Raw genomic sequence first — 19371 nt, forward strand, 5'->3', positions numbered from 1 at the left:
GGAAAAGAAATGAATCCGAAAATTCGACTTACGAACGTATCAAAAAGCTTCAGATTATATAGTAAACAATCTGATAAATTATTAGATATTATTTCACTCAAGAAAAACCGTGATCAATTTTATGCACTTCGAGATATCAATTTTGAAGTATTTGCAGGTGAAGCTATTGGGATTATCGGCTTGAATGGTTCAGGTAAATCTACGCTTTCAAATCTTTTAGCACAAGTAATTCCACCTAGCCAAGGAACAATAGAAATTGATGGAGAAACATCTTTAATCGCAATCTCTGTAGGCTTAAATGCCTCATTAACCGGTATTGAAAATATCAATATGAAATGTTTAATGCATGGGCTATCTAATGCAGAGATTGCTAATTTGAAATCAGAAATTATCGAATTTGCTGATCTCGGAAATTTTATTAATCAACCAGTTAAAAATTATTCGAGTGGTATGAAATCTCGGTTAGGATTCGCGATTTCCGTTCATACCAATCCTGATATTTTAATAGTTGATGAAGCATTGTCCGTTGGAGACCAGACATTTTATCAAAAATGCTTAAATAAGATCAATGAGTTTAAACGTCAAGGGAAAACAATCATCTTTGTAAGTCATTCATTGGCCCAAATTCAAGCATTTTGCGATCGCGTGATGTGGGTGCATTTTGGACAAATTAAGATGTTCGATGAAACAAAAAAAGTGGTTGGAGAATATAAAAAGTTTATAGCATGGTTTAATTCATTGAGTGAAGAAGAAAAGAAATTGAATCGCTCCAAATTGCTAGAAGAACAATACAAAGCAGGGGCTAGTTTAGCAGTTGAACCAAGCAATCAAAAAAGCGGATTGAATTTCTTATTCATTTCACAGATGATTATTATAATGCTTATTGTTATTGCAAGTGCAGCATATATGTTTAGTTAATTAATTCAAATTGAGGTGTAGGTTCTAGATGGCTGATAAAGTAAAAATTATGACTATTTTTGGTACTAGACCAGAGGCGATTAAATTAGCCCCATTAGTACTGGAATTAGAAAAACATCATGATGAAATTGAATCAATTGTTACTGTAACTGCTCAACATCGTCAAATGCTTGATCAAGTACTCGAAGTATTCAATATTCATCCACTATACGATTTAAATATTATGAAAGATCGTCAAACACTAGTTGACGTAACGACTCGTGCACTTCAAGGATTAAATGAAGTAATGCAAAAAGTAAAACCTGACATAGTGCTAGTGCATGGGGATACTTCAACAACATTCGTTGCGAGTCTTGCCGCATTTTATAATCAAATTCCGGTTGGTCATGTTGAAGCTGGATTAAGAACTTGGGACAAATATTCACCATTCCCAGAAGAGATGAATCGACAATTAACAGGAGTTATTGCAGATTTTCATTTTGCACCAACTATAAAGGCTGCTCAAAACTTATTAAATGAAAATAAAAAAGGCGATTCTATTTTTATAACAGGCAACACAGCCATTGATGCTTTATCTACAACTGTTTCATCATCTTACACTCATCCAATATTAGAACAAATCGGAAAAGATAAGATGATTCTTTTAACTGCTCACCGTAGGGAAAATCTTGGTGAACCAATGAGACATATGTTTAGAGCAATTAAGAAAATAGTGGAAGAGCATGCTGATGTACAAGTAGTGTATCCTGTACACTTAAATCCTGCAGTTCGTGAAATCGCAGATGAAATATTAGGAGAAGATCCAAGAATTCATCTAATTGAACCATTGGAAGTAATTGATTTCCATAATTTTTTATCTAGAGCACATATCATTTTGACTGATTCGGGTGGGATTCAAGAAGAAGCACCATCTCTTGGAGTTCCGGTATTAGTTCTAAGAGATACTACAGAAAGACCAGAAGGAATTGATGCTGGAACACTAAAACTTGCTGGTACTGATGAATTAACGATTTATCAACTGACGAAAGAATTACTTACGAATCCAAAAGAATACGAAAGAATGTCGAAAGCTTCAAACCCATATGGTGATGGTCATGCTTCTGAACGTATCGTTGAAACATTACTTTATCATTTTGGAATAAGAGATACGATGCCAGATCTCTTTGAAAAAAATGAAGAAAATTCTTTAAAAGTATAGAAAACAATTAAATTGAAATGAATAGAAAAAATGCTCCTATTGTTCGCAATATTAGAATACATGCGAATAGATAGGAGTATTTTTTATAAGAGATACACCTCAAAAATTAACTTTATATTAAAGATAAAATAATCCACCATATTTAGCATGAAATCTATTTCCAATGAATAGTATGACAAATATAAGGTACTAGTTTGCAACGTACATATCATAACTATTTCAAAAAGGTGGGATTCGAATGCAATTAATATTTTTACTTTTCTTAAGTGCTCTATTTTTTATTTTTACTTTTATTGTTCCAGCGCTATCCTTAAAATTATTTTGTCTATTAATTTCATTTACCTTCTATAAATTGGGTTCACATCAAATAAAGTTAGCTGAGATTAGAAGAAATGAGGAAATTAAGCAGGACACTGAAAAAATACTAGAACAGTATCCTCACAGTCAATCTACTATTTCTTCTGATTATTTACATGCTCTTTTAATAGGCGAGGCCTCACAGACATTATTTGTTGCAAATCGAGAAGATACAGACTCTGAGTTTGATGTGAAAGAATATCTATTCAATGAAATTTTTGAAACAGCCATTGAAGAGGATGGTATTCAAAAAGCTCTGATATCTCGGGGAGGAATACTGGGAGGTACCCTGCTGGATAGTGATGGTAATGGTAATTCATTAATTTATATTATGGAGCCTGAAAAAGATGAGAGTGGAACCGAAGAAAAAAAGGATGATATAGAAGACGATATAGAAGATGGTGTATCAAAACTTTCTTTGAAAATTGTCGTGGATGATTTAAGTAATCCAATAATAGAATATGTATTTTTAGAATCTGAAGACCCAGTTTCAAAAGAATGTGACGAATATGAAGAAGCATCAAAGCTATGTAAAAAATGGCACCAGATGATAAGCGTTTTAATAAAACGCCAGGACCATTTAAATAAAGTAATCATTAAACGTTATGAGCATTCAAATAAAGTTGTTTAATGAGTAAAGAAAATTAATAAAACATATAGAGTTAATAGGGATTTGTTACTCATTAATAAAATTTATATAATAAGTAGTGATTTTTTTGAAAAATAGTGCTATACTTTGCTCATAGATTAATAAATCCTTCGGGGTAGGGTGAAATTCCCAATCGACGGTGATGAAGAAATTCTAAGCCCGTGAGCCTTTTTAGGTAGGATTTGGTGCAATTCCAAAGCCGACAGTATAGTCTGGATGAGAGAAGGATATTTGTTCATTAAATCTATTCTTACGAAACTGGATTTCGTAGGTTTATTTGATGAGGCAATAAAACCTTTAAACCACCCCGTAGATCTAATCTATGGGTTTTTCTTTTTTTTAATATAATTTAATAAGTAGTCCTTCGGGGTAGGGTGAAATTCCCAATCGACGGTGATGAAGAAATTCTAAGCCCGTGAGCCTATTTTAGGCAGGATTTGGTGCAATTCCAAAGCCGACAGTATAGTCTGGATGGGAGAAGGACGATTTTAGAAATGGTAAAGACTATTGAAAAATACACTTCAATAAGTTTCTTTGTTGTACCATTTGCTACATATTCTCCCAAAACTTCCAAGGAACTTCTTCTATGGGAGTTTTTGTTTTAAAATTTTTCAGAGGCGGTGACTGAAAATTTGTAATTTTTGAAACATCAAATCCAAGTTTACAAATAGATAAAGAGGTGATTTGAATGTTCACAGGAATTGTAGAAGATTTAGGAAAAGTAAAAGCAATTAAAAATGGGACACATAGTATGCAACTTACAATCGAATCAAATAAGATTGTTGAAGATGTCCATTTAGGTGATAGTATTGCAGTCAATGGTGTTTGCTTAACCGTTATTTCATTTTCAAGCGACCAATTTACAGTTGAAGTAATGCCTGAAACCGTAAAAGCCACTAATATTCAGTCGCTTCAAAATGGTAAATATGTAAATTTAGAACGAGCAATGCCTGCACATGGGCGCTTCGGCGGGCATTTTGTTTCGGGGCATGTTGATGGTACAGGAGTGATTCTAAAAAAACGGAAATTTGATAATGCCGTTTATGTTGATATTGGCATTAGCAAAGAACTAAGTATGTTTTGCATGTTAAAAGGGTCTGTCACAATCGATGGGATTAGTTTAACCATTTTCGATGTGAAGCCTACTCAACTTACTGTGTCACTTATTCCACATACGTTTGATCAAACCATTTTAGGAATTAAAAAAGAACATGATGTAGTCAATATTGAAAATGATTTACTCGGCAAGTATGTTATTAATAACTTAGAAAGAAAACAAGAAGATTCAAAAATTACACTGGATTTCTTAAAAGAAAACGGATTTTAAAGGCGGTGCTTTGAAAATGGTTAATACAATAGAAGAAGCGATTGAAGATTTAAAACAAGGTAAAATGATTATCGTTGTTGATGATGAAAACCGCGAAAATGAAGGGGATTTTCTAGCTTTAGCAGAATTTGCAACGCCAGAAACCATTAATTTTATGGCAAAATACGGACGTGGTTTAATCTGTACTCCGATGTCTAAAGCATTAGCAGAACGATTAGATTTAAATCCGATGGTAGAAAATAATACAGATAATCATCATACAGCATTTACTGTTAGTGTCGATTACAAAACAACAGAAACAGGAATCAGTGCTTTTGAACGTTCGGAAACCATTCTACAATTAGTGAATGCTAATTCTGTTGGATCTGATTTTCGTAGGCCAGGACATGTATTTCCTTTAATAGCAAAGGATAACGGTGTACTTGAAAGACAAGGGCATACTGAAGCTGCTGTCGATTTTGCAAAATTATGTGGATCAGTTCCAGCTGGTGTTATTTGTGAAATAATGCTTGATAATGGTGAAATGGCCAGAGTTCCACAATTACATGAAATCGCCAAGGAACATAACTTGAAATTTGTTACTATTGCAGATTTAATCAGTTTTCGCAATCAAAATGAACTACTAATAGATAGAGTTGCATCTGTAAAAATGCCTACATCATTTGGAGAGTTTCAAATGATTGGTTATTCAAATCGCGTTAATGATAAAGAGCATATCGCTATTGTAAAAGGAAATCCTCAAAATGATATAGCACCACTTGTGCGTATACATTCGGAATGTTTAACAGGTGATATTTTCCACTCTAAACGCTGTGATTGTGGTCCACAATTGCACAAATCATTAGAAATGATTGAAGAAGCAGGTAGTGGTGTTGTGCTATACATGCGTCAAGAGGGTAGAGGTATTGGATTACTTAACAAATTAAAAGCATATGAACTGCAAGAGCAAGGATACGACACAGTTGAAGCAAATATTCATCTTGGTTTCCCTGCAGAAATGCGTGATTATGGTTTAAGTGCACAAATGCTTCGCGATTTAGGTATTACGAAAATCCGCTTAATGACAAATAATCCTGCCAAAATTGAAGGGTTAACAAAATACGGAATTGAAGTTGTAGAACGTGTACCAGTTGAAATTCCAGCAGAACCAGAAAATGAAAAGTATCTTGAAACGAAAAAATCAAAAATGAGACATATTTTAGCATAGGAGTGAGTGTAATGGGACAAACATTTGAAGCACAATTAATTGGTACAGGATTAAAAATCGGCGTTGTAGTAGGAAGATTCAATGAATTTTTGACAGGTAAATTATTAACTGGTGCAATGGATGGCTTAAAACGACATGGTGTATCAGAAGAGGATATTGATATTGCTTGGGTTCCTGGTGCATTTGAAGTACCATTTATCGCGAAAAAAATGGTCGAAACCAAAAAATATGATGCGATTATCGGTTTAGGTACTGTTATTCGTGGCGCAACAACTCATTATGATTATGTTTGTAACGAAACAGCAAAAGGAATTGCAAATGTAGGATTAACATCTGGTGTGCCAGTTATGTTCGGAATCGTTACTACTGAAAATATTGAACAAGCAATCGAACGTTCTGGAACAAAATCAGGTAACAAAGGCTATGATGCTGCAGTTTCAGCAATTGAAATGGCTAATTTAAGCCGCATGTTCGAATAACTTTTAAAAATTTTTTTAGCAAAGTGAATAAATCGTGTGCCACGGGCTACACTATGTTTAGATTTCACTTAACAAGTCCTTTATTGGTAGGAGGGGTTAATCCTATGGGTGAACCAAGTCCAGGTGAGTAGATACGATCTACCAAGATTAAGGCGTTAAAAATCTCAAGGATCATAAGAAACGGAGTGAAGTCCCGTGGATCAGGTCTAGAGTTTTATAAGCAAATGCAAAACAATTTAATCATTATGAAAGATAACATTATCTAGCATAATGGAGGGAAGAATTCAAATGGGTAAACCGCCAAAAAAGTGCCAAATACTCTAGGAGAATTCATTCTTAGGGCCAGATAAAAATTCGTTAAAATTTCTCAGGTGAGAGAAACGGAGTGAAGTCCCGTGGATAAAGTCTGAGTAAGGTGCGAAAGCATAACGATAAAATCGTCATAAAAGGCTATACTTTTATGATCAGGAGGGTGAAAACCAGTGAGCGTTTAGAACTTTGTTCGTAAAACTCATTGAAGCTTCATCTACTGTGTGCCATGTTAAATGTTTTAAAACGCAAAAAGCTTGAACAAATTAATCGCCATAAAGGGCTTAGTGAAATCAAACCCGGAATTCATTTTCCGGGTTTTTGTTATGTTTATGCAAAAATCAAAGTGGAAATTTTCATTATAAAGTATTCGATATTAGTATTGCTGTTGTATAGATATATAGGAAAATATTGTTATTAATGATAAACAAAATTACATTCAATACCTAATATACGAGGGGGAAATGGAATGAAATATTTCTTCGGGTATACTCGTATGGAAAAGTGTAAGACGGGCTATACTATGTTTAGATTTCACTAAACAAATCCTTTATTGGTAGGAGGGGTTAATCCTATGGGTGAACCAAGTCCAGGTGAGTAGACACGATCTACCAAGATTAAGGCGTTAAAAATCTCAAGGATCATAAGAAACGGAGTGAAGTCCCGTGGATCAGGTCTAGAGTTTTATAAGCAAATGCAAAACAATTTAATCATTATGAAAGATAACATTATCTAACATAATGGAGGGAAGAATTCAAATGGGTAAACCGCCAAAAAAGTGCCAAATACTCTAGGAGAATTCATTCTTAGGGCCAGATGAAAATTCGTTAAAATTTCTCAGGTGAAGAGAAACGGAGTGAAGTCCCGTGGATAGAGTCTGAGTAAGGTGCGAAAGCATAACGATTAAATCATCATAAAAGGTTATACTTTTATGATCAGGAGGGTGAAAACCAGTGAGCGTTTAGAACTTTGTTCATAAATGTCATTGAAGTTTCATCTACTGTGTGCTATGTTAAATGGTTTAAAACGCAAAAGCTTGAACAAATTAATCGCCATAAAGGATTTAGTGAAATCGAACCCGGAATTCATTTTCCGGGTTTTTTATTTTATAAACAAATACCCAAGATAAGGCTAACCCATTTTAATAGTATTTGGTAATATTTTGTAATTTATATTAGTAATCGACATTAGTATTGCTTTTGTATATCATTTATAGGAAAATATTGTTATTAATGATAAGCGATAATTGATATTCGATTGCCTAAATAGGAGGAAATGGGTATGAAACGCTTCTTCTGGTATATAACTTGGATAATAATCATTAGTTTTTTAATTTATTGTGGTTTAAGACTAGAGAAATTTTTAGAACAACAATCAGAAATGTCATACGACATATTATCAATAATGATTTTTACATATATTTTTCCAATATTCGTTGGAATATTACTTCGTCTTCCTCGATTTATTTTTGAAAATAAAGGGAAAAAGAAATGGAGTTTTGATTGGGTTAAAATTATTGGCATTGCAATTCCAGTTCTTTATATTGTAATTTTACCGTATTTAGCATACACATCATTTGCAGATCGATTATTATTTGTAGAGCAATTTCTTTCGCTAGGTCAAGCTAAGACAACTTTAACAACAATTGCGGGAATTGTCTTTGGTTATATCTTATTGGATAGTGTAAAATCTTATAAAAAATTTTTTAAGACCACGTATATATTGAGTAGTTAACCCCATACTATATTCGATTTCACTTTTGAAATCCTATCATGTAAGGAGGATGAAAGTTATGGGTAACCCAGATCATTTAGATCCAAAATCTCAGAAAGTTCATCAGCTCTGGACTCGAGTAAAGCATGCAAAATCTCAAGTGAACGGTCAATCGGAGCTTACTCTCCATAACCGAATCTTGAAAAGTGAAGCGAAAGCTCGGCAATTTTAATCTTCATGAAGGATTAGTGTAATCAATTTGGAAGTCACATAAGTAGTTACTACTTATGTGACTTTTTATTATGGCCAATCATTAATAGGCAATCGACACACTTTAACATACAAATACATATCATTTATTGAAGAGGTGGTGAAGAATGGGAGACGAAAAAAATACTAAGAGCCATAACCCTGTCGAAATTGAACAACAGGAATGGAAAAAGAGAAGATTAAATGAACGAATGAAGCAGATGCTTACAATCGCTTCACCTATTTTTCTCTTACTGTTATGGGAGTTTTTGTCTAGAACTGATTTACTTGATGTGCGTTTCTTCCCGCCGCCAACCGCAATTTTACACACCTTCTATACCATGGCTATTAGTGGAGAATTATTCCATCATATTTGGATATCACTATACCGGATATTTGCAGGTTTCTTATTAGGCGTTATACCTGGTGTAGTAATTGGTTTATTGATGGGTTTATATTCTCCAATCAGACATTTCATCTCACCTGTAGTGATGGCACTCATGCCAATCCCTACCTTAGCTCTTTTGCCAATCATCATCATATTATTTGGTATTGGTGATTTTTCAAAAGTAGTAACAATAGCTGGGAGCGTATTTTTTCCAGTTGTGATTAATACTACTGCTGGTGTAATTAATATCGATTCCATTTATTTAGATGTGGCGAAAAACTATGGGGCTAATTCAAAAGACTTTTTCTTTAAAATCGCTCTTCCGGGTTCTTTACCGGTAATGATGGAAGGGATTCAAATGGGGCAGGCGATTGCATTGTTAACAATTGTTGCTGCAGAAATGATGGGGGCAACTTCAGGTATTGGCTATTTAATATGGACCTCCTATAAAGCATTCTTATTGCAAGAGATGTTTGTCGGGCTCATACTTATTTCATTTTTTGGCTATTTATTCTCATTAATACTTCGATATTTACAAAAGAAAATTCTTCCTTGGAGGTGAATCATTGGAAGAGCTAAAGAAAATTTCAATTAAGAATATGACAAAAGTATTTTACAAGAAAAATAGTAGTGTCACGGCTCTTGATCATGTCTCATTAGATATTTCAGAAGGTGAATTTGTTTGTATTGTGGGTCCTAGTGGTTGCGGAAAAACAACTTTGCTTCGTATATTAGCGGGGTTAGAAACGAGTAGTGTTGGTGAATTTGAGATTATTCAAGAGAAGAAAAATAGGCCACTTCAATCAATGGTTTTTCAAGAACGGGGTATTATTCCTTGGCTTACCGTTGAGGAAAACGTAGCGTTTGGTCTTAAGATGAGGCATTTACCGCAAGATTATATTAAAGAAAGAACAGATTACTATATTAAGAAAGTAGGGCTTGAAAAGTTTTCTAAACTCTATCCGAAAGAATTGTCAGGGGGGATGAAACAGCGTGTAAGTATTGCGCGTGCTTTTGCGAATGATCCAGAAATCTTGTTAATGGATGAACCGTTTGCAGCTTTAGATGAGCAAAACAAGTTTATACTGCAAGAAGAACTTCTCTCTATTTGGGAAGAAACAAAGAAAACCGTATTATTTATAACACATAGCATTGATGAAGCATTATTGCTAAGCGATCGTATTTTATTAATGAGTGCACAACCAGGCAAAATTATTAAAGAAATTAAAAATGACTTACCAAGGCCTCGAAATATTGAACAAATTCGGGCAAATAAACAAACAACCGAACATTTTATCGATATTTTAAAGCACTTGCATGAAGAAGTGCAAAAATCTAGAAAGTAATTAAGGTTTATCTCACATCAACTGGCTTTTGATTTTCATCTCAAGGCCTTAGAAAATAAAAAGAAGCATTGGTGGAAGAAAATTCCTATAAATGCCCGATTGGTGAGAGTACAGTGATACTTACCGATCGTTAGCAGAAGGTTAGTTGAACCAATCAGGTTCGAACTGTCGTTTGATTGCAAGCGTTGGCTTGCAATCTTAGCGACAGTAGAACGAGACTGGCAATTAGCGTGGGAAAAACCCATCACTGATTGGAGTATCACTTTAAAAAGGGGGATGTAAATGGCGAAATGGCTAAAAAAGGGGTTAGTGATTCCATTAATTTTGCTAGCTATGTTCATCACTGCATGTTCTGGTAATGGAACAAAGCCAAATTCGAACGTTGACAATGAAGTAAATAAAGAAAACAAATCAGGAGATTTAGCACCACTAGATAAGAAAACTAAAGTAGTAATTGCGGAAGATGGAGCTGCATCTGGTGCAGGTTTTTATATTGCTAATGAGAAGGGGTATTTTGCTGACTATAATATTGAAGTAGAATTTGCCCAATTTGCGAATAGTGATGATATGCTCCCTGCTCTTGCTGCTGGAGAAGTAGATATCGCTGGAGGTATTTCAACAGCATCATTCTTTAATGCAATTGCACAAGGAATAGATGTTAAAATCGTTGGGGATAAAGGCCATAATATGCCTGGTAAGTCTTACTTTACTTTCGTTATTAGTAAAAAAATGAAAGATGTCATTAAAGACTATTCAGATTTTAAAGGTAAAAAAATAGCCATTTCTTCCAAGAATTCAATAGACGGTTATATCTATCAGTTAATGTTAAAGCATGCAGGATTAACTGAAAAAGATGTGAAAACCGTAATCATGAATGATTTTGGAAGTATGCTGGGTGCTTTAGAAAACGGATCAATTGATGTAGCACTTTGTATTGAACCATTAATCGCTCAAGGAGTAAGTAAAGGAATTTTACAGCGCTTTGGTGATGCGACTGATTTCGCACCAGATTCACAAATTGCGTTAGTTTTAGCTTCCCCTAAGTTTATGAATGATGAAAAAGATGTATCTCTTCGTTTTATGCTTGCATACTTAAAAGGAGTTAGAGATTACAATGACGCATTTACTAAAGGAAAAGGTAAGGCAGAAATAGTTAACATCATGACCAAGTATACAGCATTAAAAGATCCAGCTTTATGGGATAAAGTGTATGTAACAGGTCTTGATCCAAATGGTACTATGCGGGTTGATGATATTCGCAATCAATATGAAATGTATAAAGCCAATGGTGCAACGAAAGGGGAATTCGATTTCGATAAAGCGATTGATACCTCTGTTACAGAAGAAGCTGTGAAAATATTAGGTAGCTACAAATAAAAAAAGGGAGTAGGCAAATTTCGCTTACTCCCTTTTTTACTATTTAATTTCTTTTATATCTGATATCTGAAAGAAACTATTCGATTCATCGTCTTCAACAAAATTGTAATACACTTTATATTGACGTTTAAACTCTTTCATTTTTTTGCTTCCACTTTTTATTTCTGCTATAACTTCTTTTGTGGTAACGGTAAAATCAGTATCGGCACTTCGATTAATAGATAAGATTTCTACTTTATTCACTTCTTCCTGAATTCCTTGCTTGTGTTTTTCAGGGATTTCGGCTAATAAATCTTCATACAATTTTGTATCATGCATGATATATTCATTGGCTAATGGAGAGAAATCTCCGGTGTGCAATGCTTCGGCATATGTTACTGGGTACATTGCAATAAAATCAGAAAGTTTTTGTTGCTCCGCAGCTGACATTTTTTGACCAGTAACTTCTACCTCTTGTTTTTGATCAGTTGTTGTAGTTGTTGTATTTCCTTTAGATTGGCTAGTGTCATCAATAGTCGGTGTTTCGGTAGTGAAAGCTTCTGTTACTTTTGGTTCTTCTGAATTTTTCTGCGTATTATTTCCACAACCGACTATCAAAGAAGCTGTTAAACATATTGAACTGATAAGCTTCCATTTATTCATTATCGGCCCCTCTTTCAATGGCAGTTTATCCTTATCATACATTATTTGCTACAAAGTTAATAGTCTGGAAGAAATTTGTCTTATTAAATTGTAGTATAGAATAATAATAAACATTTTTTTGAAAATGAAACCTAAACCTTTTTTATTTTTGAAAAAAAGAGTATTATAATTAGTAATCATATAAGAAAGGTTGGTTTATAATGGAGAAACCAATTTCTATACCAAGGCCTTTAGTTCGAGTGAACCAATGGGTTATTTTAATAAGTACAATAACTATGTGGGTATTACATCAACCTAACATTTTATTGATTCCTTTAATCGCCAATTTAATGGGGCTATTTTTTAACTTTAATCCATTTATGAAGTTGGGGCGATTATTTTTAAAGAAAAAACCATCAGCCTATATCCCTGAAGATATCGTTCAACAAAAATTTAATTCATGCATTGCAATAACTTGTTTGCTTTTAGGATACATTGGATTTGAAATGGATAAACCTGTAATGGGGTATGTGTTTACAGTGATGGTAGCATTAGCAAGCGGTATTGCTATATTGGGATTCTGTATCGGTTGTTTCATCTTTTTCCAACTTAATCAGTTCCGATACAAATTGAAGAAATCTTTTCATTCATAACTATTATGAATAAAAATAATATATCAATAAAATTTTTTCATTAAAGCCTAGCATGTTTCCCTGAAAAGTGCTACAATAATTTATGTACTTGATAAACACTTTAAGTCATTTGCCGATTTAGTTTAATGGTAGAACGGTGGTCTCGTAATCCACTGATAAGAGTTCGATTCTCTTAGTCGGCATAATGTAGCATTTTTGGTTAATTTAATAATTTTTAAAATCCTTGTAAATGTTGATTTATCAATGTTTATGAGGATTTTTGTTTTATGTTAATTAGCACGAGTGAGGCTATTTTAAGGCTATTTTAGTTAAAACACTACACAAATATTACACATACTACACAAGTTACAACATCTTTTCTTGGAATACTTATAAAGATTTCGTATCCTTTCTTGTACGAAGTTCTTTTAATAATGATTATAATAATTTAATTTTTTCTGAATATCTTTATGGCTTAATCTTTCTGACACATAATAAATTGTTATACCTATAAAGAACAATACTATCGTGCAAGTATGTTAAATGGATTAGTTAGAGGGGATACATTGTGACATTTGTCTAATTTAGCAGCAACGACTATTATTTCATGGAACGAAGTTGCTTAAAAGATTATGATAAACGTTTCCAAAATAGATTTAGTTCAGTGGGTTCAGTAAAACGGGGAGATATTGATAATTTGAATCATATTGTGCATCAAGAATGGCTAAAAAGCCATCCAAATTATATGATGGCTCATAAGGTTAATTAGTAGTATTGTAAAATCAAAGGTAGAATCTTTTCTTAACCATTATTACCAATTTTTAAAACTAACGAAGCTAGTAATTGGATTGCTGCTTGAATTACTACATCAATTTGAACTTCCGTTTGTCTAACTGTTATTCCATCAGAATCAATAATAGCAACTCTTTGTGATTCAACTTGAGTAACTTCTAAACTTTGTGCTATTTTTTGAAGATTTTTAACATCAGCATTTTCATCTGAACCTAGTACTGTAATTACAGCTTCGATAGCAGCTTGTAGTGCAGCTTGAACTAAAAGAAGACCTTGAACTTCCGTTTGTGTTACATCAACAGTATGAGAATTTCGAATAATTAACCCTTGATGCTCCATTTGATTTACTTCTATATTATTTCCAGTATGTTGTGAAAATTGTCTATCTTTATCATAACTTGACATAAATACATCTTCTCCTTTTAATTTTATTTTGTCTTCCTTTCATAGATTATTCAAAAATAGTAAAAAACTATGGACCAATATCTTGGTAACTATTAATTATGTTAGAAATTAGTTTTGTAAGCTAATATGATTAAATAACTATTTGAAATAATCCGAGCGAATATTTTCCCGAAAGTTAAAATCGACTCCAGAATAATGATGTCTATACATTCGCTGGCTGATATATAAGTAGAAGAAATAGAAAATGAAGAAGAATATAAATAAGAAGTGGTATGAGTTTTCAACTTTTCAAATAGAAGAAAGTAAAATTATCGTAATTCTATTAATTGCAATAATTACCTTTAGAACCATGATTAGTGATTTTACGCTTGGGATGTAACTATAAATAGTGCTATTATACCGTTTTGTTGATGCAAATTTAGAAGAGTATTTAATTTGATTTTCCTCAACTTCAACTATTTTAAATAGACCGTCCATGTCAGTTATCAAATCCAATTTTTTTGTGCAAGCTTTATTCAATTATATGTATGAATGAAAATGCAGATGGCAACAATAGTGCTATTGTGATAAGATTTTCAAATGATGGAGGTGGATGAAATGCAAATGACAGAACAAGCCGCAGATTTTTTTAAGAAAGAAATGGTTGAAAAAGGCGAGGATACATTGCGTTTTTACAATTTAGCTGGTTGTTGTCACCCCGTTTTAACTGCTGAATTTGAACCTGCTCAAGCAGACGATCAAATAAAAATTGTAGATAATGTGAAAATAGCGATAGAACCAGCAGTAGTAGAGGATTTGAAAGATGTCACGATTGGTATTGATGATACGGGTGATGAAGTTGAGCTTGTCTTGGATGGATATGTTATTCCTGAACAATGTGACTGCGAACATGATCATGAGCATGAAGAACATCATCATTGAAGAAATCTAGTCCAGATTCATTTAAAAAAATCACTAACAAAAGTATAAATTTATGAGTTTCATACAAAAGTTGAAAAATTACGTTAAAACCCTTCTTTAATTAGAAGGGTTTTTTACTGTGATTAAATGAAAAATGGAAAACGAGCCATGAATGATATCAATTTAAGAAGTAATTTAATATTTTTTACTGTAAATCAAATCCCTATATATAGCCGTTTCTTAGAATAAATTACATAATTGTTACAAAAACATTGCAAAAGTTACTAGTAATTTAAAGATACTGTAATGATAATGACCTGTAAATATCAATATGATGTACAAACAAAAAATAGCAAAATTGATAGTTCTGAAGTTCTGATCATAAAAATGAGATACAATTTATTCATTTATAGGATCAACTTAAATTGAATTTGTTCTTATTAAAAAATTGATAATAGCTGAAAGGTGATGAACTATGAATAGTAAAAAGCAATATAGGATAGTAAAAATTATTTTGAATATGGGGTTATTTTTTTCGCTGATTTTGACAGTTGCTGGTTGCTCACAAAGTAATGATGCAAGAGAAAAACCTAAAGTAAAAGAAGTGAGTGCGGACTACTATCTCGAAGACAATGCTAAAAGCATAAAATCTATTGAATATGTTCTTAAATCTGAATTTTCTAGTCCAAAGAAAAAGTACAATCAAATCGTGCAAAATCCAGCGAATATTACTAAAGTTGATGGTCAAAGAGTTTTAAAAGCTTGGAATGGTAGTGAACTTTATAATTATGTAGAAGATTTATACCAACCATACTTTACAACTGCTGGATTTGAAAAGTTTTTTGCAAATACAGCCTTTAGTTACACCTTACAATCAAGCGATATTCATATAAAAGTTGATAATATTTCTGTAAATCGTAGTAAAAATTATAACAAAAACTTTGATTTTATTGTGAAAGTCAAATATAAAAAAGGAAAGAATCCTGAAAAGTATTATCAAGTTAAAGGAGTCGCTGTATTACCTGAAAATGGTAAAATAGAGGAAATTACGTATTATGATGATGGTGGCTTATTAAAAAATATTAAAAAGAATAGCTAAGCTAAGAAAAGATACCAAACAATAGCCTATCATTTCTCGTTACTTTAGAGAAAATAGGTTATTTTTATTTTTGACATAGAAAATACAAGTAAGGGATAAAAATTAAATAGTTTCCTATATAATAGAAGTAAGTTTAAATTTGAAAAGAGGGTTTTGATGTTCCAACCATTAAAAAAAGGTGATACGGTGGGGGTTTATTCACCTTCAAAGCCTGCAACAGTCACTGCAAATATTCGATATGAGCGTGGTAAGAGGGTTCTTGAATCACTGGGTTTAATAGTAAAAGAGGGAAATTTAACTGGTGAGTCTGATTATTATAGGTCGGGTACGCCTAAAGAAAGAGCTGAAGAGTTAAATGCTCTTCTCCGTAATCCTAATGTTAAAATGATCATTCCATCAATTGGTGGGACAAATTCGAATAGCATCTTACCGTATATAGATTATGAAGCGTTTCGAAATAACCCCAAAATAGTCATTGGGTTATCGGACATTACTGCAATTTTACTTGCATTATATACTAAAACAGGTGTACCCGTTTTTTATGGTCCTTCTGTTGCTTCAACTCTTGGTGAATTTCCTCCATTACTTGAGGATACGGTTAAAAGTTTTCAAAATATGTTCATGGCTGAAGTACAAGCACCTTATACAATACCTATGCCAAAGTTTTGGTCTGATGATCATGCAAATTGGTTAGAAAAAACAACAGAAAAAAAGATGTATAATAACGAGTGGATTTGTGTACAAAATGGAAAGACAAAAGGTAGACTAATAGGTGGGAATCTTAACACAATGTATGGTACGATTGGCACAGAGTACTTTCCAGAAATTTTGGAGGGCGATTTATTATTAATAGAAGATACGACTAAAACAGCTGCAATCATCGAAAAAAACTTCGCGATGCTTAAACTACATGGGATTTTAGATAAGATATCTGGAATCATTCTTGGAAAACACGAACAATATGATGATTTAAGGACAAGCAGAAAACCTTATGAAATATTACTTGAGCAATTAGATGGACGTGACATTCCAATTTTAGCAGATTTCGATTCTTGCCATACACATCCTTTACAATCAATGCCTATTGGCCGGCAAGTTGAACTTAATGCAACAGAGAAAAAGATAACCTTATTAGAAAATTGGCTATAACAAAGGAGTGATAATGAATGTACATAGGTGGTCGAAGGGATTTACATGCTCTGGATCAATATACGATTGAAACATTAGGTCTACCAGGAACGGTCCTAATGGAAAATGCAGGAACAGCAGTAGCTTCCACAGTTTTACAACACTGTGAGCATAATCATGATGCAAAAATACTTGTATTAGCAGGTGCTGGTAATAATGGTGGAGATGGTTTTGTTATTGCACGAAAATTGTGTGATATTGGTTTAAATGTTGAAATGTGTTTGCTGGTTAAAGATTCGAAGTTAAAAGGTGATGCGCTTGTTCACTACACTATTTATCAAAATCGGAAATTGCCGTTTTTCCAGTTGACTGAAGAAAACATAGAAGAATTAAATTTGAAAATTGAACATGCAACAATAATTGTTGATGCAATGCTTGGTACTGGAGCAACTGGCTTATTACGTGAGCCGTATCGCACTGTCATTCAAATGGTCAATAATTCAACTGCATTTGTGTTATCTGTAGATATACCTTCAGGACTTCAGGCGGATGATGGGTATGTAGAAGAATTTGCAGTTAAAGCTGATCAAACAATTACCTTTGTAATACCCAAAAAAGGTTTCTTTTTACAAGAAGGGCCAAAATATATTGGAAAATGGGAAGCGGTTAATATATCTGTCCCTACATCTCTTGTTCAACAACTAAACCTTGTGTTACCAAGATTGATCACGACTGGTGATGTATTTGCACAGTTACCTAAACGACCAATGAATGGGCATAAGGGAACATTTGGTCATGGTTTAGTTATTGGTGGTTCAAAACCCTATGTTGGAGCGCCCATATATACTGCCAAAGCAGCATTTCACACTGGGATTGGATTAGTCTCACTAGCAGTACCAGAAAATAATTATCCATTGACAGCGGTACAAATCCCTGAAGCATTATACTTAGCATTAGAAGATCACGAAGGGCATTTTGCTAGTAACTCTTTTTCACATATGGATTTTTCTAAATACAATGCCATTGCTTTCGGACCTGGAGTTAGCCGCTTTGAAGGTGGAGAACAATTAGTAAAAGATCTATTCAAAGGGTTAAATAGTCAATCAATCATTATTGATGCAGATGGGCTCTATTTCATAAAAGACCAATTGGACTTAGTTAAAGAATACAGAGGACAAGTTCTAATTACACCACATCCTGGTGAAATGGCTATGCTGTTAAATACTTCTGTAAAAGAAATTGAAACAAATAGATTAGAAATTGCACAACAATTTGCACAAAAATATAATATATATGTTCTTTTGAAAGGGCATCGTTCAATCATAGCCACACCTGAAGGAAAAGTATGGATTAATCCTTTTGGTCATGATGCCTTAGGGAAGGGTGGTAGCGGAGATGTTTTAACTGGCATCATACTATCATTCATCTGCCAAGGTGCAAGTGCAGAACAAGCGTTAGTATGCGCCACTTACTTACATGCAAAGGCTGCTGAATTACAAGCAAATCAATTATCACATTACAGTGTCACACCAAATGCAGTAATTGAAGGAATTCCGAAAATTCTAAATGAAATGTTCTAAGAATAAAAATTAGATATATTCTATGCTATTTGCGAAATTTGACGATTAATGTTTTGGAAGGAGAATAAACTTGCGGAATTTAGCATGGTACATATCTTTAGGTATTACATTTTTAGGTTTTATGGTTATTGAATTTTATTTTACATTAGAGCCTACAAAAGATTGGGAGAACGGCAATATTGCATTTATCCCATTTATCGTTTTAATTCCTTTTTTATTATTAAGTTTGTTTATCACATGGACAGTTGGAAGAAAATATTTTGCGATGAAACCACTAAATAGGCCTTTGTTATTTATCGTAGTATTCGCACTTATTCTTTTGATCAGTATTCCAGGTGAATATCAACTAATACAAAAATCATTAGATGCATTGCGTGGTTCTTGGCGAAATCATCAATCGATTATATATCAAAAAGGTGCATTCAATTCTTATACAAATAGTTGGTACTTTAATGAAAATACCTTTTTAATTTTGCATCTTTGTGCATTTTTAATTGGTTTTTTTGGAAGAAAGAATGAATGGCAGTTAGGAAATATAAATGAAGACAAAATAAGCAAGAATCAAGATTAAGAGCAGATATAAGTGAAGACTATCTGCTCTTTTTGTATAAAATGAATTGAATTTATAAAATTTGGAATAAATGTTATAATTATTTCCTGTGAAATAGTCTAAAACCATTAATTGAGGAGTGAATCA

19 protein-coding genes, 1 tRNA gene and 2 riboswitches are annotated in these 19371 nt (G+C 33.1%); of the genes, 18 read left to right on the forward strand and 2 right to left on the reverse strand.

The features are described 5' to 3' along the window. Positions 1 to 9 precede the first annotated feature (9 nt). From ACWV26_RS09135 to ACWV26_RS09185, 11 genes are all read left to right on the forward strand, one after another. A complete protein-coding gene (locus ACWV26_RS09135) occupies positions 10 to 918 on the forward strand; it encodes an ABC transporter ATP-binding protein (RefSeq protein ID WP_455898029.1) in 909 nt (302 codons plus the stop codon). A 28-nt stretch (positions 919 to 946) separates the two neighbouring features. Further along, positions 947 to 2116, forward strand: a complete 1170-nt coding sequence (wecB, locus tag ACWV26_RS09140; RefSeq protein WP_455898030.1) for a non-hydrolyzing UDP-N-acetylglucosamine 2-epimerase — start codon at positions 947 to 949, stop codon at positions 2114 to 2116. Between the two features lie 238 nt (positions 2117 to 2354). Then, a complete protein-coding gene (locus tag ACWV26_RS09145; RefSeq protein WP_455898031.1) occupies positions 2355 to 3104 on the forward strand; it encodes a hypothetical protein in 750 nt (249 codons plus the stop codon). A gap of 120 nt (positions 3105 to 3224) precedes the next feature. Beyond that, positions 3225 to 3354: riboswitch (FMN riboswitch) on the forward strand. 124 nt (positions 3355 to 3478) lie between these two features. Continuing rightward, positions 3479 to 3609, forward strand: a riboswitch (FMN riboswitch). A 201-nt stretch (positions 3610 to 3810) separates the two neighbouring features. After that, a complete protein-coding gene (gene ribE / locus ACWV26_RS09150; RefSeq protein ID WP_455898032.1) occupies positions 3811 to 4449 on the forward strand; it encodes a riboflavin synthase in 639 nt (212 codons plus the stop codon). 16 nt (positions 4450 to 4465) lie between these two features. Then, a complete protein-coding gene (locus tag ACWV26_RS09155; protein ID WP_455898033.1) occupies positions 4466 to 5656 on the forward strand; it encodes a bifunctional 3,4-dihydroxy-2-butanone-4-phosphate synthase/GTP cyclohydrolase II in 1191 nt (396 codons plus the stop codon). Between the two features lie 11 nt (positions 5657 to 5667). Then, positions 5668 to 6135 (forward strand): 6,7-dimethyl-8-ribityllumazine synthase, encoded by a 468-nt coding sequence (gene ribH, locus ACWV26_RS09160; protein WP_455898034.1) that lies wholly within the window; start codon positions 5668 to 5670, stop codon positions 6133 to 6135. Positions 6136 to 7725: 1590 nt separating this feature from the next. Continuing rightward, a complete protein-coding gene (locus ACWV26_RS09165; protein WP_455898035.1) occupies positions 7726 to 8178 on the forward strand; it encodes a hypothetical protein in 453 nt (150 codons plus the stop codon). A gap of 58 nt (positions 8179 to 8236) precedes the next feature. Continuing rightward, positions 8237 to 8389 carry a YpzG family protein gene (locus ACWV26_RS09170; RefSeq protein WP_455898036.1) on the forward strand — a complete coding sequence of 51 codons (153 nt, stop codon included), beginning with the start codon at positions 8237 to 8239 and terminating at the stop codon, positions 8387 to 8389. A gap of 145 nt (positions 8390 to 8534) precedes the next feature. Continuing rightward, complete coding sequence (locus tag ACWV26_RS09175) at positions 8535 to 9356, forward strand: ABC transporter permease (RefSeq protein WP_455898037.1); 822 nt, start codon at positions 8535 to 8537, stop codon at positions 9354 to 9356. Between the two features lie 37 nt (positions 9357 to 9393). Further along, positions 9394 to 10140, forward strand: a complete 747-nt coding sequence (locus tag ACWV26_RS09180; RefSeq protein ID WP_455898212.1) for an ABC transporter ATP-binding protein — start codon at positions 9394 to 9396, stop codon at positions 10138 to 10140. Between the two features lie 282 nt (positions 10141 to 10422). Beyond that, complete coding sequence (locus ACWV26_RS09185; protein ID WP_455898038.1) at positions 10423 to 11517, forward strand: ABC transporter substrate-binding protein; 1095 nt, start codon at positions 10423 to 10425, stop codon at positions 11515 to 11517. A 39-nt stretch (positions 11518 to 11556) separates the two neighbouring features. On the opposite strand, the gene ACWV26_RS09190 is transcribed toward ACWV26_RS09185, so the two are convergent. Continuing rightward, positions 11557 to 12159 (reverse strand): TcaA NTF2-like domain-containing protein, encoded by a 603-nt coding sequence (locus tag ACWV26_RS09190; protein WP_455898039.1) that lies wholly within the window; start codon positions 12157 to 12159, stop codon positions 11557 to 11559. A gap of 200 nt (positions 12160 to 12359) precedes the next feature. Between ACWV26_RS09190 and ACWV26_RS09195 the strand changes: the two genes are divergently transcribed. Further along, on the forward strand, positions 12360 to 12791 hold the full coding sequence (locus ACWV26_RS09195) for a DUF4395 domain-containing protein (RefSeq protein WP_455898040.1): 432 nt from the start codon (positions 12360 to 12362) through the stop codon (positions 12789 to 12791). Between the two features lie 111 nt (positions 12792 to 12902). Next, a tRNA-Thr gene (locus ACWV26_RS09200) sits at positions 12903 to 12973 on the forward strand. A gap of 598 nt (positions 12974 to 13571) precedes the next feature. On the opposite strand, the gene ACWV26_RS09205 is transcribed toward ACWV26_RS09200, so the two are convergent. Continuing rightward, a complete protein-coding gene (locus tag ACWV26_RS09205; protein ID WP_455898041.1) occupies positions 13572 to 13967 on the reverse strand; it encodes a spore coat protein in 396 nt (131 codons plus the stop codon). A gap of 597 nt (positions 13968 to 14564) precedes the next feature. On the opposite strand from ACWV26_RS09205, the gene ACWV26_RS09210 reads away from it, so the two are divergent. The 5 genes from ACWV26_RS09210 (at position 14565) to ACWV26_RS09230 (ending at position 19245) form a co-directional block, all read left to right on the forward strand. Next, the gene (locus ACWV26_RS09210) at positions 14565 to 14888 is read left to right on the forward strand and encodes a hypothetical protein (RefSeq protein ID WP_455898042.1); all 324 of its coding nucleotides are present in this window, start codon (positions 14565 to 14567) and stop codon (positions 14886 to 14888) included. Positions 14889 to 15342: 454 nt separating this feature from the next. Then, a complete protein-coding gene (locus ACWV26_RS09215; protein ID WP_455898043.1) occupies positions 15343 to 15966 on the forward strand; it encodes a hypothetical protein in 624 nt (207 codons plus the stop codon). Between the two features lie 156 nt (positions 15967 to 16122). Next, a complete protein-coding gene (locus tag ACWV26_RS09220) occupies positions 16123 to 17115 on the forward strand; it encodes a S66 family peptidase (protein ID WP_455898044.1) in 993 nt (330 codons plus the stop codon). 17 nt (positions 17116 to 17132) lie between these two features. Then, positions 17133 to 18674, forward strand: coding sequence for an NAD(P)H-hydrate dehydratase (locus tag ACWV26_RS09225; protein ID WP_455898045.1), 1542 nt, complete (start codon positions 17133 to 17135; stop codon positions 18672 to 18674). A gap of 70 nt (positions 18675 to 18744) precedes the next feature. After that, positions 18745 to 19245: a hypothetical protein gene (locus tag ACWV26_RS09230; RefSeq protein WP_455898046.1), complete on the forward strand. Its 501-nt coding sequence runs from the start codon at positions 18745 to 18747 to the stop codon at positions 19243 to 19245. Positions 19246 to 19371 lie beyond the last annotated feature (126 nt).

This window comes from Rummeliibacillus sp. JY-2-4R (genome assembly GCF_053847205.1).

What these genes read in the sequence shown, in the direction of transcription:
- ACWV26_RS09135 (WP_455898029.1), top strand. Translation starts at nt 10, where the DNA reads ATGAATCCGAAAATTCGACTTACGAACGTATCAAAAAGCTTCAGATTA.
- wecB (WP_455898030.1), top strand. Translation starts at nt 947, where the DNA reads ATGGCTGATAAAGTAAAAATTATGACTATTTTTGGTACTAGACCAGAG.
- ACWV26_RS09145 (WP_455898031.1), top strand. Translation starts at nt 2,355, where the DNA reads ATGCAATTAATATTTTTACTTTTCTTAAGTGCTCTATTTTTTATTTTT.
- ribE (WP_455898032.1), top strand. Translation starts at nt 3,811, where the DNA reads ATGTTCACAGGAATTGTAGAAGATTTAGGAAAAGTAAAAGCAATTAAA.
- ACWV26_RS09155 (WP_455898033.1), top strand. Translation starts at nt 4,466, where the DNA reads ATGGTTAATACAATAGAAGAAGCGATTGAAGATTTAAAACAAGGTAAA.
- ribH (WP_455898034.1), top strand. Translation starts at nt 5,668, where the DNA reads ATGGGACAAACATTTGAAGCACAATTAATTGGTACAGGATTAAAAATC.
- ACWV26_RS09165 (WP_455898035.1), top strand. Translation starts at nt 7,726, where the DNA reads ATGAAACGCTTCTTCTGGTATATAACTTGGATAATAATCATTAGTTTT.
- ACWV26_RS09170 (WP_455898036.1), top strand. Translation starts at nt 8,237, where the DNA reads ATGGGTAACCCAGATCATTTAGATCCAAAATCTCAGAAAGTTCATCAG.
- ACWV26_RS09175 (WP_455898037.1), top strand. Translation starts at nt 8,535, where the DNA reads ATGGGAGACGAAAAAAATACTAAGAGCCATAACCCTGTCGAAATTGAA.
- ACWV26_RS09180 (WP_455898212.1), top strand. Translation starts at nt 9,394, where the DNA reads ATGACAAAAGTATTTTACAAGAAAAATAGTAGTGTCACGGCTCTTGAT.
- ACWV26_RS09185 (WP_455898038.1), top strand. Translation starts at nt 10,423, where the DNA reads ATGGCGAAATGGCTAAAAAAGGGGTTAGTGATTCCATTAATTTTGCTA.
- ACWV26_RS09190 (WP_455898039.1), bottom strand. Translation starts at nt 12,159, where the DNA reads ATGAATAAATGGAAGCTTATCAGTTCAATATGTTTAACAGCTTCTTTG.
- ACWV26_RS09195 (WP_455898040.1), top strand. Translation starts at nt 12,360, where the DNA reads ATGGAGAAACCAATTTCTATACCAAGGCCTTTAGTTCGAGTGAACCAA.
- ACWV26_RS09205 (WP_455898041.1), bottom strand. Translation starts at nt 13,967, where the DNA reads ATGTCAAGTTATGATAAAGATAGACAATTTTCACAACATACTGGAAAT.
- ACWV26_RS09210 (WP_455898042.1), top strand. Translation starts at nt 14,565, where the DNA reads ATGCAAATGACAGAACAAGCCGCAGATTTTTTTAAGAAAGAAATGGTT.
- ACWV26_RS09215 (WP_455898043.1), top strand. Translation starts at nt 15,343, where the DNA reads ATGAATAGTAAAAAGCAATATAGGATAGTAAAAATTATTTTGAATATG.
- ACWV26_RS09220 (WP_455898044.1), top strand. Translation starts at nt 16,123, where the DNA reads ATGTTCCAACCATTAAAAAAAGGTGATACGGTGGGGGTTTATTCACCT.
- ACWV26_RS09225 (WP_455898045.1), top strand. Translation starts at nt 17,133, where the DNA reads ATGTACATAGGTGGTCGAAGGGATTTACATGCTCTGGATCAATATACG.